Source organism: Butyricimonas sp. (assembly GCF_019423355.1).
Classification (GTDB): Bacteria; Bacteroidota; Bacteroidia; order Bacteroidales; family Marinifilaceae; genus Butyricimonas; species Butyricimonas faecihominis.
In genome coordinates this window covers 406,745-422,989 of sequence record NZ_JAHZBP010000001.1, presented here as the reverse complement: position 1 = coordinate 422,989, position 16,245 = coordinate 406,745, and the positions used below count along the sequence as shown (strand labels likewise).

Below are 16,245 nucleotides of genomic sequence, written 5' to 3'. Positions count from 1 at the left end.
TTAATTTCTATAATCGGTTTCGCTATCCGGCAATGGGAATTTATATTTGACTTCGTCCATAGTAACCATACCGCTGTCGTCTCCGGCCGGGATAGAAGACACGTTCAGACGTTTATAGTAGAAGAACAATTGACCTTCTCCGAAAAACTCTTTCATATATTCCTCTTCCAACACTTGCTGAATATCCACCATTTCGGTATCCTCAAAAGCAACAAGTCCCCTGTTTCTCCGCACCAGATTCAAACAAGCCCGAGCCTCCGTTTCATCGTCCGTGGTCTCCGCCACGATATAAAACATCTCGCTGATCCGAATCATTGGTACCAAATAAGAGAAAAACGGATCACTCTCCTCAGGGGCTTCATATTTATGGAAACAACGGAAAGTGTATTTACCATTGTCCGGCTTGATCCAGAATGGAGTGAAACGACAATCACTCGTACTTTCCGTCAAGAAGATGTTCAACAAACTTGTATTCGTCGGAGCCAATATGCCGTTGTCCAATTCCGGTGTAAAATAATTCGTAAATATTTCACCACGTTGTTTGTTCTCCAACCCAAATAATACTTCTGTCGAGAACACCCGATCCTTACTCTTATTTCCACTCTCCATTAGTGAATTGTAATCCGCAAAAGGATACCATTTAGACTGTATTTCTACCAATTTACGAGCCATGCTCAAAGCGTCTTCATTACGCCCGGCATACAAATACACGCGAGCCATCAAAGCCTGTACGGCATAATAATTCAATCGATAAGTACGCAAACGCAGATCATTAACCCCATCGCTAGCCGCAGAATTTCTCGGGCCTTCCGTAATCACCGGATCTTTAACCAATAATTGCTCCGCCTGTTTCAAATCCTCCAACACGTTATCAATTACTTTCGAAGCCGGGAGGATATTGGAACCTTGGTAAGCAAATTTCTTGTTGTAACAGATGGAAAGTCCCTCCGGATTCGTCTTGTAAACAGGCCCGAACAGACGTAATAAGTCAAAATGTAACATGGCTCTCAAAGCCAAAGCCTCACCGTAAATAATATTGTAATTGTCGCCCGTGAAAACCTCTTTACGCAAATCGGCATTCTCCAACAATTTATTACAATTCATGATCAGTGAGTACATCTTCTGCCACAACCCATCAATACTCTTCTTCACATCGTCATCACCGTAATTGTAGGCTACCCACTCCTTGTAAGAACCGATCGAGCCAAGATTATACCGTTGAGCCAGAATTTCCACCATTCTAAACATCAAATCTCCCCCGTATAACGTCCCTTGATTCAACTCCACGTATACCCCCGTTAAAGCTTGTTTAAACCCTTCTTCGGTTTCATACAACTGATCTTCCAACACCTTGTCAATTGGCTTCAAATCCAACCAACTATCACAACTGCTCATAACAACCACAAGCAATGCGACACATACCGTTCTTATTGATTTTAACACTTTCATATCACATCATTTAAAAAGTTACAGAAAGGGACATTGACATCGTACGAGCAAACGGATAGTCAATACCACGTTCCTCCTTCACACTGGAAATCCGGAAAATTTCATTCATATTCGCCTGCAAACGAACAGCCGACACTCCAAGTTTGGCCAATTTCTTAGGATTAAAATCATATCCAGCAGAAATAGATTCTCCACTTAACACGTTTTCACGTTGAATGAATCGGGAAGAAATCTTCGTGGTCTCCGTCAATGAAATTCCCTTGAATTGAGCTCGGTCCCCGGCTTTTTGCCAACGGTCATACAACGCCCGTTTATCCTGATTATATTTTAATGAACTTTCTGAAATATTCTCTACTTTCGTATACATCGCATTATTAAACACATCCGCACCTAACTTGTAACGGAAAAAGAATGAGAAAGAAAAACCTTTATAATACAAGGTACTTCCCAACACCCCTTCCAACTTAGGTTGACTATTACCCACAATCACTTCATCTTTCACATCATACTCGAAAGTATAGGTCCCATCTTTCTTTATAAACACTTCCCGCCCCGTGGATGGATCAATTCCCAAAGAACGAACAGCCCACAAAGAATTCGGATCACCTCCATCATAATAACGTGTCAAACTGGTATTCTTATCCCGGTAAGATCCATCTCCTTCTACATCGCCTTCCTCTCGATTCGATTCGTTCAATTTTTCCAAACTATTACCTATATTCTCATAACGGGCTTTTTGCCATCTGAAATTAACACTTAATGTCCAGTTAATCCGATCTGACGGACGATATATCGGTGAATATTTCAAGGTTCCGTTCACCCCTTTGGTAAGTTGACTTCCCATGTTTGTTCCCACCGAAGTAATACCCACGGAAGAAGGGACGGTGATATAAACCAACAAAGGATCCGTATCCTTAATAAAATAATCCATGTTCAAGTTCAAACGATTACCTAACAAAGAAATATCCACACCTACATTTTTATCCAGTGTTTTTTGCCATTTCAAATTAGGATTACCAATCGCATCTACCAATACACTCGTTCCGAAAGAACTTTGCATCCATGTATTAAATGCATAACTCGTCACGGATTGATAAGAGCTAAAATTCTGATTACCGGGATTTCCGACAGAAGCTCTGATCTTTAACAAATTTATCCAACTTATCTCACGCAAAAATGCTTCATTATGCAAGTTCCAAGCCAAACCCACAGCCCACGTTTCCGTGTAGCGTTTGTTGCTACCGAAAGCAGAAGAACCATCTAGACGGAAATTCACATCTAACAAATAACGATTGTTATACGCATATCCCCCGTTAAAATAAATACTGTGGGAACGACTTTCATTTTCCGAATAGGTCGGTTTGCTACCTTCTCTAAAACCATTCGAGAAAGAAGGTTTCGTGAAATTCCCGTTCGGGAAGCCTGAAACTGAGTATCCCTCGTTCGTCGAAGAACTGGAACGAAGATTTGTTCCGACCACCGCATTTACCTGATGAACTTCTTTCAATAAAGCCCCGTAAGTTAAAGTTAAATCACCATCGTAATAAAATTCACTAACCGTCGTAGAGGTGTAACTACCCTTTTGATCCTGCACGTAATTGTCAAATCTCGAATGTTGCGGGGAGATAAATTGTTCCGTTTTCTTCACGCCTTTACCTATCCCCAAACGTCCTCTCAGGTACAAGGACGGCATAATTCTCCATTCTAGATTCAAATTATTTCTAAAACTAAACTGATCTTCTTCATCAAGGTTGTTCAAACTGTAATTCCAAAGCGGATTACCCACGGAATAGGTCGTATTCGTACCCGGGATGTCAAAGTGATCGAGATAACGCTCGATCTTTCCATTCGCACCTGTTTTCCGATAATAAGGATTGGCTCTCGAAAATTCGGAAAACGGTACAACCGGATTCTCCGCTTTGTTATAATCTAATGAAAATTTATTAGCAAAAGAGATTTTCCCTTTTCGGTAACTCAAATCAAAGTTTCCACCGATAATATTACGGCTTGACATTTTCATCACTCCGGAAATATTATTATAGTTTATGCCCAAACCGTAACGTACAGCCTCATCTCCACCTTCCGCATAAAGGTTATGTTTATGGCTGAATCCCACTCTCAACGGTTCATGCAACCAGTACGTATTCACCCCGCGAGCGACATCTGCACGACGACTGTTATACAAGCTGTCTAACACCGATTGTGTCATTCTTGAACCGGCACTTCCCGAGGAAGAAGCGTCATAATACCCCGCTAACTTTTCAAATTCCAATTTTTCAGCCGCATTCATCAAGTTATAATCAGAAAGATCCGGCATTGAAATACTAAAATCACCTACATACGAAATCTTAAACTTACCCTGTTCTGGTCTCTTGGTTTCAATTACGACCACACCGTTGGCAGCCTTTGATCCATAAATAGCAGTAGAAGCCGCATCTTTCAAAATCGTAACAGACTCCACCCGCTCCATATTCAAGTCAGTTATGACTTGTAAGGTCGTCTCGAATCCGTCCAAAATAAACAATGGCTGATTCGGATCAGTTCCAAATTGCTCTTTCAACCCGATCACACTCGTTTTACCACGAATTTCAATATCCGGTAATCTGTTCGGGTCCGATCCGAATTGATTATTTTCCATAATGGAAAAAGAAGGATCCAACGTTTTCAAACTCTGAATCAAGTTCTGGGAACCAACCATTTTTAACTCTTCTTTCTTAAATGTTGTCGCAGAACCGGTAAAACTCTCTTTTTTTCTCTGGTAAATACCGGTGACCACAACCTCATCCATTTCTGTCACATCTTCTTTCAAGACGATCTCCAATGGTTTTGCACCCTCTCCGTTCACCTTTACTTCCTGTTGTTTATATCCTATAAACGAGAAAACAAGTACAAGATGATCCTGCTTTGGCAATTCAAAACTGAACTTACCATCAACGTCAGTAACCGCACCAATCTGAGTACCTTTCAGTAATATTGTTACTCCCGGTAAGAATTCACCTTTCTCATCTTTCACCGTTCCGGTAACCTTTATCTTTGTCACCTCCTTCTTTTCCGGCTCTTCCGGGCGAACAATAATTAATGTCCCGTCAAACTCAAACATCATTCCCGTATTCATTAATACTTTGCGCAAAACGTTCTCCACCGTCTCATCAACCGCCCGCACGGAAACCAATCCTAATTTTGTAGCCTGTTCCGTATTAAACACAAACGACAAATTCGTCTGCTTCTGAATTTCATCAAACAACACCTTAATCGAAACTTGCTTTAAATCAAGATTTACCCGTTCTTGTTGAGCTAACGTTGATGCTGATAATCCCAACGTAAAACACAACAACAATGAAATACATAGCTTCATCATCAATAAAATTTTTCGTTTTCTATGTCCACCCAAAGACAGACATAACCGTTTTTTTTTCATATATTTGCAATATTAAGATTATTATTTGCGACAGTCGTTTTCCTAGGACTCCTGTCGTTTATCGCTAACAACGGAGGATGCGCTAACATCCGCCGTTTTTTTATTCTGTAACTACAATTGTTCTATCCTTTATCGTAAAATGTACACCAACCATCTTACTAATCGCATTTAAAATAATTTCTACATCTTCATATTTCTCCATATGCCCGGTAAAATGATATCCTTTCACTTTTTCACTTCCATAAAACACATCCACGTCATACCAACGAGACAAACGATTCAAAATATCCTCCAATCCCTCATTCTCAAACACGAAAAAACCTTCTTTCCAAGCCGTATAAGTCCTTACATTTACATTTCGGATTCCTTTAAATTCCCCATTCACATCAAACTCGGCCAATTGTAAAGGCTCCATCATATATTCCTGCCCCGAACTCTTTCCCCGAATCCCCACTTTACCTGATACTAACGTGGTCTGCGTTCCACCGATACCATAAGTATTCACGTTAAATTCCGTCCCGTAAACTTTTACCCGAACGGCATCTGTTACCACATAAAATGGTCTATTCGTGTCTCTTGCCACTTCAAAATAAGCCTCTCCCGACAAATGCACTTGCCGCTTTTTACTATCAAATTGTACCGGATATTTCAACTCTGAAGCGGCATTCAAATACACTTTCGTTCCATCTGACAACACTACCGTATACTCACCTCCTCGTGGAGTCTTCAAGGTATTATATTGTAACGTAGAAACAGCCTTTTTCGAATCTTGGTAAACAATTCCAGCTTGTCCGTTTTTCACCACGAAATCCTCCTGCACGCAAATATCTCTTTCCTGAGAAGGTAATAAAGCGATTGTCTGCCCTTGGGCTGTTATCAACATGGCTTTATGTTCTCCCGGTATAATTCCCGGATTACCGACAGCCATTTGAGACGGAATTTCATCTTTTTCCAGTTGTAACCAACAAATCACGGACAATAAAGGTATCATGACAATCGCTGCATATTTCAAAAGTAGCCCAATAGAATACTTTTGATGTTTAGAGCGAATATATTCCATATAATTCCCCAACTCATGTTCCACCCTCTCTTCGGAAGGAATTGGCCCACTCGTCAAATTCCAAGCTTTCTTCAATTGATTAAAATAAACCTCGTTCGACGGATCCGTTTCCATCCATCGAGCCAAAGCCTGAATTTCGTCCGGTGTTGCTATCCCGTCCAAAACTTTTAAAATCAATTCGTCTTTATCAGATTCTTGCATCATATCTCTATCCGTTATATCCTTATAACGACTAAAGACAAATTTACCCCTAGAGATTTTTCAAAAATTTTGAATAAAAATAAAGCACAACAACCATCCCAACTCTTTCCGCAAACGGACAAAAGCTGTAGTCATTTGTGCTTCAACAGTTTTCATGGATATATTTAATTGTTCGGCAATCTGTTTATTGGAAAGTCCATCCACTTTGCTCAACACGAATATCTCCCGGCATCGTTCCGGCAACTTATTTATAGCATCCTGTATCGCTCCCTTCAAATCCTCATCTAACAGAGCTTGCTCCGCCTCGGGCGTCTCCACGACTTTCGAAAAATAAAAATCTAGCAATTCCTGATTGATATAATTACTTTTCACCTTTTGATGCTTGATTGTATCCATACAAGCATTATAAACAGACTTATAAAGATAAGGGCGCACTTGAAGTTCCTCGTGCAATTCCCTGCGCCGCTCGTACAACCGGCAAAAACACTCCTGCACCACATCATTCGCTGCATCTACATCTTTCAAAATACGTCCAGCATAATTTAATAACGGACCATAATACATACGGAACACGTAAGCAAAAGCTACTTCTTTCCCTCTTTGGAGGTCAGCAATTAACTGTTCCGAATTATATTCCATATTTATACGACTCTCGTTTAATATTATCCAGATTCACTTCGTACAAATATACAACAATCCATGAAAAAAAAAAGAACTTCCTAAAAAGTCCTTCCGGTATTAATTTTAGATTTTAGATTCCAGACATACAGGGCCGGACACAACTACCCCCTCTAACTCCCCCTTACACAGGGGGAGCCGGAGGGGGTAGTTGAGTTAGACCTTGTGCGGCTGACATCTAAAATCTAAAATTACCTGTTTTCTTCTTTCAGCAAATAATCCACCAAAAAACTAATCTCATTCGCCAGCTCCAACGGGTTACCGAAATAACCGTTCGAACTCCAACGTAATTTACCCTTCTGGTCGATAATCATCTTGTGAGGAATCCCGTTAATTTTGTATTTATTATAATACAGGCCATTCCCTTTCCCGTCCGGGCTAACATCATACAATACCTCGAACGGGTAATTCTTCTCTTTTATAAACTTCGGCACCGTCGTCTTGAAATTCTTATCATTTTCGCATGTTGAAATAAAATAGAACGCCACGTCCGGATTCTCCGCGTACCTCTCCACGGCCATCTTCATCCCCGGCATAGCTGCCTTACACGGTGAACACCACGTGGCCCAGAAATCAAGCACGATAACCTTCCCCTTCAGTTTCGACATATCAACCGTTTTCCCATTCATATCCTCCAACACGAAAGGCTCTATATCCTGATCAATAAGCGATGCCAGCAAATGCTGCTCGAACTCTGCAACATGATCCGCAGAACGCAACCCATTGAGATAAATCTCGAAATCTCCCGACGGATTCTTCTCACGGAAATCCTTTTCAAGCGTGGCAATCATCTCAGGCGTAGCCGCATCATGCGCTATACTCGATTCCAAAAACGGGATTACCAACTGATCATAACCGTTAGCCGCGAGCAATTGTGCATATGTTTCATTAAAATCCGACACCTTCCCGCCAAAGAAATCCTTCACCGACTCCATCACTTCAAGCCCTTCGGGATATGCACCCGTCTCGTAAAGCACTTTCCCGTGCGTGATCGCGTAACCGCGTGTATCCCATTTCACCTGTTCCCGCCATTGCCGGGGAGAAAAACGAGCCCTAGAATTATAATACCGGTCTTCACCCCGTTCCGCCCGCTTTTGTATCTCGGCCCAAATCGCATCCGCGTGCGGACGCACCTGCTCGTATGTCACCATGCCATGTTTTAATTGAAGTTGCACGACACGGTAGTAATACTCGGCCAATGCCGAATACGGAACAAACGGGAGTAACTCATGTAATAACTTATAATCCTTCTTATTCACGATTCGGTCCTGCATGGACGACCAGAAAATACGCCCGTAAAAAGAACGGGATAAATCAGTCTGCGGTACCGGAAATTTCTCTTGTGGAAACCGTCGCAACATATCTTCCAATAATTGTAACTTTGCATCCGGCTCTCGTTCCATGTAGACCGCCCAAATTGCCTTATCCCTAGCCAATATACCATCAGGAAAACGTTCCAAAATCAAAGCCTCCACCTCTTTCGCCTTCTCTTCATTCTTCAACATATCCTTGTATATCTCGGCTACCCGAATAAGAGACAACTCGGCAGGAGCCTCCAAACCTAAAATATACTCAATATCTTGCTCGAAAAGATGGTTCTGCTCTCCCGATCCGTTCTTATTCAAATTCTTGGCCGCGTAATAAGAGAGAGTTTCACGAGACTCCGGAAAAAAACGATATTCATACCCTACCCACATCTGCAACACGTTGTCATCTATCTGAGCATCTTCTTTCGAAAAACCGGGAACGGCAAAATAATCGAAACTCTTGCTCCGTAAAAGTCCCCAATGAATGTAAGCCCCTTGTTGAGACTTGGCTTCTCCATCCACCAACTTGCTCACGAACACGCCATACTGTCCCATCAACGGGCCGGAATCCCACTCACCATTATCACCATAAAACTTACAAGCTAACAACACGCATTTTTCAGGCACTTGATAAGTCGCGATCCATACACTATCCCGCTTCACCATATCCAGATCATCCGCCCTCCAATCGTCACCATCACAAAGGTATATAACCCCCGTTATCGTCTGGCTACCAGCCAAAGGCGTAAGTGCGCTATTATAAGATAAAGTCACCGGTTCTCCCACCAGCACAACAGAAGGTTCAAATTGGAATGGCCCCTGTTTTTCCTGTGCGTACGCGGTCAAACCGCATACACACAGAATTAATACCAATAATTTTTTCATGTCAATCTTAACAATTTATTCTACCACGTGTTAAAATGCGGTTTGATATTCATATCCGCCACCTTACCAAACCCTTCGAATGTATTTAGTGGCGTTTGACTTGTCAGCCTACCACTCGCCGGATTGAATCCGAACTCGTACACCTTTCCCTGCGTACCGTTCCATGTCGCGATATACAGCAATCTCTCGTTCACCGCGCTCAGCAAAGTCGGTTTATATATCCGAATAGATGTAATCTCTTCGCCACTTGGGAAATCCGGACTGATCTTGATCGCCGTATTCGCCTCCCCGTAATCATACAAATAGACATTCCGGTCGGATGCATAAATCAAAACTTCACCCAACGTCCCAATCTCAAAGAATTTTGCACTGGCAATCTCCGGGAGTGCCGACATATTCTTAATACCCAACGGGACATTCGTCGCGTCGGAACGCACGTTAAAGTCCATCGAATAAAGCCAGTAATTAGGTTGCCCCGGATCCTTGAATATTGCGTAAGTAATATAATTATACCCCCTGCCCAAGAACAGAATCTCCTTGCCAATATGATTGATATCAAATATATTACCGGGATCTTGTTCCGGGAATGGAGCCAGACAAGCCGGGTAATTATTACGTCCCAAGAAACGCTGACCGGCCACATCGTAAACCACCATCGGGTAGAGATAGCTATACCCGTTAGGCAGGACATTCTCCTTCCACACTTTCACCTCTCCCTCAACCGCATCCGATATTGCAATCGGGGCGGGAATAGCGTAATCCCATGTCGGGCGGTCACTCATAATCTCGTGCATATCGCCATTCGCCATGAAGAACAAACGGGTATCTCCATTCACACCCAAACCGACCACGTTCACCTCTGCCGGCTTATCAATAAATAACTCGTCGGCATCATGCAAAAACTGGAATGTCTTGTCGTCTATCTGGAACAAGTCCTGATCAGAAGCCACGTACATGGCATTAAAATTCCCGTAGTTCCGTCCCGCCACCCGGATCGTGGTCGGATTTCCCGGTAATTTACGCCCGTTAGCCTCCAGAATATTACGCAACCACTTCACCCGGTCCAGATCGGGAATAGAATTAGGCGTGGCAAGATAATCAAAGTCCGTCTCCCCGTTACTTCCATGCACGATAACAAACCCGTGATGAATATCCGTGGACACGATCAAATCAAACTCCATGTTCGACGTAACTCCCCGACTATTATCCGTCACGTAAATCACCGCTTTGTAATCTCCCGGGACATGACTTACCGGTATATCCAACTTCTTTTCCGTGGAAACCGGTTTCCACGTGGCAGTCTTACCCGGCTGGTAAATATACCACTCGTAACTCAAATTACCCTCGGGAATCGGGTTCCTCGTGAAAGCAACGGTAGGATCAATCTGCAACTCCTCGTACTGCAACACCGTGTACGTCATTTTAAAACCGACGGTATCAATCACGATGTCATTTATTTCCTTATAATCATAATTACCCTTGTCGTCATAGCATCCTGTCAGAAAGAGAATGCCTGTCAGCAACGCGAGCAAATAATATTTGTATTTCATATCTCTCAGATTTTAAAATGAAATTTCAACCTTCTCCACGGCATTATCATCCATGTATATCGGGCCATGCTCGGCACGGTACTCGGCGTAAGCCGCCTGCAACTGGGCCTTGAACGTGTACATCTCGGACACGGTAAACTTCGTCCCCTCGGAAGGACCCGAATCATATCTCGACTCTGCCGGGAAATCCGCGATCCCCAACGTGGACACGACAAAACTATATTTATTCACGCTATACTCACCGAAATACAACGTCGGCCAGTTCTGCGGTTCCATCAAGAAATCACCCACGTGAAGCGTGAAATACCCCTCTTCACTTCCCCCGTCACCCACGCCACCGAGTAAATCCTCTGTCGCGACAAGTCGCAACGTAATAGAAACCGCCTTTTCTTTCATGTCTGCCGTGCGATACAACGTGACCGGAAGTTGCGACCAGTATTCACCCGCTTTCATCACCCCCTCGTCCAGCCGGAAATGCGTGCCTTCAACTGCCGTGGAAAGTTCCTTAACCACCTCCGCCTTGAACTTGCGATCCCGGTCAACCACTGGTCCCATCAGACGCACATTAATCTTGGCTTCTATTTCCATTTGATCATAAGCCACGAGCGCGAACGAATAATTTTTCTCGTAAATCTGCACGACGATGCCCACGAAACTACTCCCTTCCTCATAGAAAAGGGCCCGACTACCACCTTCGAACTCCATCGGTTCGTTCTCCTCGCATCCCACCGCAAAAACGGACAACAAGAACACGAGAGCCAGATATATCGTTTTTCTACATTTCATAATTCCTAATATTATAGTTATTCACCAAGACGTCCTTCCACCTCATCATCAGGCAACGGGAGCACGTAAGTATCAGCACTCACTCCTTCCGTGTAAAACCGGATCGTGGGACTGTTTATTCGCTTGTAATAGTAGAACAATTGTCCCTCCATCACAAATTCCTTAGCATACTCCTTGAAAATTTCCTCCTGAATCTGATCTTTCGTCAAATTGGGATTCAAATTCAAATCTTCACCTAAATTACGTGCATTTCTGACCGTATTAAGATAACCGACGGCCCCTTCCGGATCGTTCTGGTTCAACCGACATTCGGCAGCAATATAGTATGCCTCGCTCATTCTCATGATAGGCACCTCTCCCGTGTACCCGTAATAATCGGCTGTATTATCCTGATACAACTTGATATGATACCGCGTACTTCCCCCGTCTAACGTCAGGTACTGGTACCTGTAATCATAGCTATAAGAGGCCTGATCCGTCTCGTAAACCGTTGTAAACTGCTCTTTCACCTTGGTATAGCCACCATCATCCCACGCCTCCATGACGGTCTGTAAATTAGCAATATCCAACGAAAATATCAATTCTTGAACAAACACGAGATTCCGTCCCGCAGGTGAAGGCGTAGTCACCGTACCTCCGGGTACCCAAGAAAAAACATCCTGCTTGATAATCGCATCTGCGGCCTTGAACGCCTCCCCGTAATCAGCCTTGTACAAATGGATACGCGCCTGTAACAACTTAACAGCGTAATAATTAAACTTGTGGTGACGCATACGCAAATAATCCGCGTAATCCACGGTTTCAGTTGTATATCCTCCGTTCTCGATCACCGGATCATTGACAAGCTCCTGCTCTGCAATCGTCAAATCACCCAAAGCTTTCGTGATCACCTCTGCGACGGTTGACAATTCTGTAACCTGATTATCAAACGTCTCCTCGTAAGGGATCGCCTTTGTACTCGCCCCGGTTTTATACGATGGCCCGAACAGGCGTACCAGATCGAAATGAAGGAAAGCCCGAAGAGCGTAGGCCTCACCTCGAATCACGTTATACTCAACCCCCGAAAACATGGTCTGATCAGCCTTATTAATATGCTCTATCAAACTATTCACATTCGCAATAACATTATACATCTTACTCCATACCGGATCAATAACTCCTTTCGCTTGATCCGTTGTATAATTATACTGCGAGAGGTCATAATACTGTCCCGACGCCGAGAAAGGCGTGGTGTATTGTTTCCCAAGCACATCCACCATACCAAAGGAAAGTTCTTGCCCATAGATAGCCTGATCACTCATCAACAAATAGATTCCCGTGAGAGCATCCTTAAACCCCTGTGCCGTCTTGAAATTATCGTCCACCTTGACTTCCGTCTGTGGGCGCACATCCAACCAGTTATCGCACGAAACCGTGAGTGTCAGCAATAGACCGGTAAATAATATTAATATCGTATGTCTCATTTTTCTATATCATTATAGGTTAGAAACTAGCTGAAAGCGAGAACGAAAATGTACGGGCAAAAGGATACTCGGTTCCCCGCTCTTGTTTAACCGTACTGATCCGGCCAATATCATTCATGTTAAATGACAAACGCAAACGATCAATCGGTGATCTCTTGACAAAGTTCAACTCACTGAAATCATATCCCACGCTAATCGCCGAGAAAACGAATTCATCCACATCCTCCACGAAACGAGTAGTCGGATAAGTACTTGATCTATTCGTAATATCCTTATATTTTGCCGCCACTCCCGGGGTATTCCATCTATCGTAAAGCACCCGCTTATCCACGTTTACCGAAGCAATATCCACGTTTTCGATCTTGTTGAGTAGCGTGGAATTATAAGTCTGCCCGCCATACTTGAACGTGAACGACAAATTCAGAGACAATCCCATGTATTCCATCGCGGCCCCGATATTCCCGGTCAATTTAGCCTCGCTATCCCCGGCCACGATCTGATCGTTCGTGTCCCAAGTATAGGAAAGCGAACCGTCTTTTTTCACGAAAACTTCTTGACCGTTAATAGGATCTATTCCAAGAGACTTGACCGCCCAAATCGCCGTCATACTCTGCCCTTCCGCGAACCGGACCACCGGTTTCCTGTCGGAATTATAATCGCCCACCTTTTCATCCTGCTCGTCATTTATTGAACGAAGAGCATCAGAAATCTTCACCAACTTGTTACTATTGTGTGCCACCCCGGCTGATATGCTCGCCGAAGCACGCTTTTCCCGGTTAGAATACACCCGCATTTGGGCACTAATCTGGTATCCCGCATTTTCAACTTCACCGAGGTTCTCCTTGTAGGTACCGAAACCGGTTGAAGGAGCCAAATTCACGTCCGTCAACAAATTCGTGGTAACATTCGAATAATAGTCAAACCGCAACGACAACTTGTTGAACAACGTCAAATCGGCACCTAAATTACGGTCATACTGTTTCTGTCCCCGAAGCCCCGTGTTGGCAACTCCTAACAAATACACACCCCGATCACCACCATTATAATTTTTATCGGTAAAATAACCGTATGTCGCGATAGCCATATAGGGATCGAAATTTTCCGAACCGGTATATCCCAGCGAACCTCTCACCTTAAACACGTTGATAAATGGCAGAGAGGCCATGAACTTCTCATGGTGAATATTCCACCCCAGTCCAACAGACCAGAAATGCCCCCAACGATCGTCGGTTCCAAGTTGGGACGATGCGTTAGCCCGATACGTGAAATCAAACAGGTAGCGATTATCATACGAATAGTTGACAGACCCCACCAAACCGATGGAACGGGTTTTCGTTTCACTTCCCGCGGGTTTCGTTCCCGAATACATATTTCCAGCCGTGATATAGTCCGTGAACGGGGAAGGAAATCCTACCACAAGCACCGACATACTCTGATTGTTACTCGATTCCAGATTCCAGAGCGCATTGGCATAAACCAAGTGTTTCCCCTTCTGCAAAGAATAGGACAATCCGACGTCCGCGGACAAAGCCAACGACTCGGAATTTCCTTTCTCGTACTCCCCGCGATTCACGTAATTGTCCCCTCTCGGGTCATACGTGGAGCCCGCGAATTTTGTGTGATCGGCCGGGTAAAAACGATCAGTCGCGTTGAATGATTTCGTCAACCCGAAACGTCCCGTCACCCGCAAATTCTCCAAAATCGTCCACTCGGCATAAAAATTCTCCGTGATCGTCGTGTACGTTGTCTTGTCGATAACATCCAACTCCCCGTTGTACAGCGGGTTCGGTGTCCCGTAATAACCGGTCGACTGACTATAATAAGTCTTTATCAGGTGACCATTCTCGTCACGCACCCTCAAATACGGGTTCATCGCCGCAAAAGCGCTAAAAGAACCGTAAGGTGAATTTTCTGCCCGGTTCGTGCTGATCGAAAGATTATTTCTAAAATTAAGATTATTATACCGGTAGGCCAACGTGATATTACCTGACAGCGTCTGCCTGTCAGATCCTTTCATAACACCCTTCACGTCATTATAACTGATATTCACGTCATAACGCATCTGTGAATCTCCCCCACTCAATCCGAGTGAATGTTTTTGTCCCACACCCGTACGCAACGGCTTCGAAAGCCAGTAAGTGTTCACCCCGCGTTCCACCTCTTTCAAATACCCGTAATACTCCTCTAGCAATGCCGCCTGCTCCGTTCCCCCGCTTGCCACGTATTTATTAGCCCGCCATTCAGCCTCCAATTTCTCAGCTGCATTCGTCAGGTTATAACTGGTCAGGTCAGGAGCCGTGATATCCAAACTCCCCGTGTAAGATACATACAAGTTTCCGGACTTGGGTAATATCGTCTCTATAACCACCACGCCATTGGCCGCCTTGGCCCCGTAAATCGCCTTGGCCGCCGCATCTTTTAACAACGTGATACTACTCACGCGATTCATATCCAAATCGTACACCGTTTCAAGCGTTGTCTCGAAACCATCAAGAATAAAAAGCGGTTGGTTCGGATTACCCGTGTATTCTCCCTTCATATCGGGAATCGTCGTGCGCCCCCGCATCGTGATCTCGGGTAGCTGATTCGGGTCACTACCGAATTCCAAGTTATCCGCCACGATAAAAGAAGGATCCAGATTCTTCAGACTGGCAATCAGATTCTGGTTACCCACTTTCTTCAAATCATTTCCCTTGAACGTGACCGCCGACCCCGTGAAACTTTCTTCCTTCCGGGTAAACATACCGGTGATCACAACCTCGTCCATCGTCTGCAATTCTTCTTCCATCACGACAGACAACGGCCTCCGGTTATCCCGAACCGCAATCTCTTGGGTTTTATAGCCGACGAAAGAGAAAATCAACACGACACTATCCTGTTTGGGCAGGTCAAAATTAAATTCCCCTTTCCCGTTTGTCACGAACCCCATCGTCGTTCCTTTCAACCGGATTGTCACCCCGGGCATCATCTCTCCTTTCGTATCCTTGACAGTACCCCTCACCGTCATTCGCACGACAGAGTCTCTCGCTGTCACGGGATTCGGTTGTATCACGATCGTGTTATCCACGAGGCGATAAGTCAGCCCGGAACCCTTCAGACAAGCGTCCAGTACATCCTTGATATCTACATTCGTGTACTGCAAATTCAAGTTCCGGATTCCCGTCACCTGATGATCCCTGTACAAGAATGTAAAATCCGTCGAATGTTCCAAAATCTTCACCACGTCCTCGAACGACGCATTTTGTAAATGCACCGTTACCCGGGTCTCTTGACTATACACGCTGGCTGACAATTGGAACGTCGACACGAACAAAATTAAGGCTAAAAATCTCATAATTAAGCACGTTTTCCGCAACCTTTCTTTCCGAGAAAGATCATGCATTCGTTTTTTTTTCATACATTTGTAACGTTTAATAAAACAATTCCGGTACTACCGGGGTTCAAAAGA

Annotated in this window: 9 protein-coding genes; all 9 read right to left on the bottom strand. The window is 44.1% G+C overall.

Translation table 11 applies throughout. The features are described from left to right. The 9 genes from QVC79_RS01685 to QVC79_RS01645 all read right to left on the bottom strand — a co-directional run bounded on the left by QVC79_RS01685 (position 1) and on the right by QVC79_RS01645 (position 16,131). Positions 1–1,449, bottom strand: coding sequence for a RagB/SusD family nutrient uptake outer membrane protein (locus tag QVC79_RS01685; RefSeq protein ID WP_270595265.1), 1,449 nt, complete (start codon positions 1,447–1,449; stop codon positions 1–3). A gap of 10 nt (positions 1,450–1,459) precedes the next feature. Further along, positions 1,460–4,807, bottom strand: a complete 3,348-nt coding sequence (locus tag QVC79_RS01680; RefSeq protein ID WP_287642427.1) for a SusC/RagA family TonB-linked outer membrane protein — start codon at positions 4,805–4,807, stop codon at positions 1,460–1,462. Positions 4,808–4,967: 160 nt separating this feature from the next. Continuing rightward, a complete protein-coding gene (locus QVC79_RS01675; RefSeq protein ID WP_270595263.1) occupies positions 4,968–6,131 on the bottom strand; it encodes a FecR family protein in 1,164 nt (387 codons plus the stop codon). Positions 6,132–6,188: 57 nt separating this feature from the next. After that, positions 6,189–6,767, bottom strand: a complete 579-nt coding sequence (locus QVC79_RS01670; protein WP_270595262.1) for an RNA polymerase sigma-70 factor — start codon at positions 6,765–6,767, stop codon at positions 6,189–6,191. Between the two features lie 230 nt (positions 6,768–6,997). Beyond that, positions 6,998–8,998, bottom strand: coding sequence for a TlpA family protein disulfide reductase (locus QVC79_RS01665; RefSeq protein ID WP_270595261.1), 2,001 nt, complete (start codon positions 8,996–8,998; stop codon positions 6,998–7,000). 20 nt (positions 8,999–9,018) lie between these two features. After that, positions 9,019–10,548, bottom strand: coding sequence for a PKD-like family lipoprotein (locus tag QVC79_RS01660; protein ID WP_270595260.1), 1,530 nt, complete (start codon positions 10,546–10,548; stop codon positions 9,019–9,021). A 12-nt stretch (positions 10,549–10,560) separates the two neighbouring features. Beyond that, positions 10,561–11,334 carry a DUF4843 domain-containing protein gene (locus QVC79_RS01655; protein ID WP_270595259.1) on the bottom strand — a complete coding sequence of 258 codons (774 nt, stop codon included), beginning with the start codon at positions 11,332–11,334 and terminating at the stop codon, positions 10,561–10,563. Positions 11,335–11,351: 17 nt separating this feature from the next. Beyond that, the gene (locus tag QVC79_RS01650; protein ID WP_270595258.1) at positions 11,352–12,797 is read right to left on the bottom strand and encodes a RagB/SusD family nutrient uptake outer membrane protein; all 1,446 of its coding nucleotides are present in this window, start codon (positions 12,795–12,797) and stop codon (positions 11,352–11,354) included. A 19-nt stretch (positions 12,798–12,816) separates the two neighbouring features. Further along, the gene (locus QVC79_RS01645; RefSeq protein ID WP_270595257.1) at positions 12,817–16,131 is read right to left on the bottom strand and encodes a SusC/RagA family TonB-linked outer membrane protein; all 3,315 of its coding nucleotides are present in this window, start codon (positions 16,129–16,131) and stop codon (positions 12,817–12,819) included. Positions 16,132–16,245: the final 114 nt, after the last annotated feature.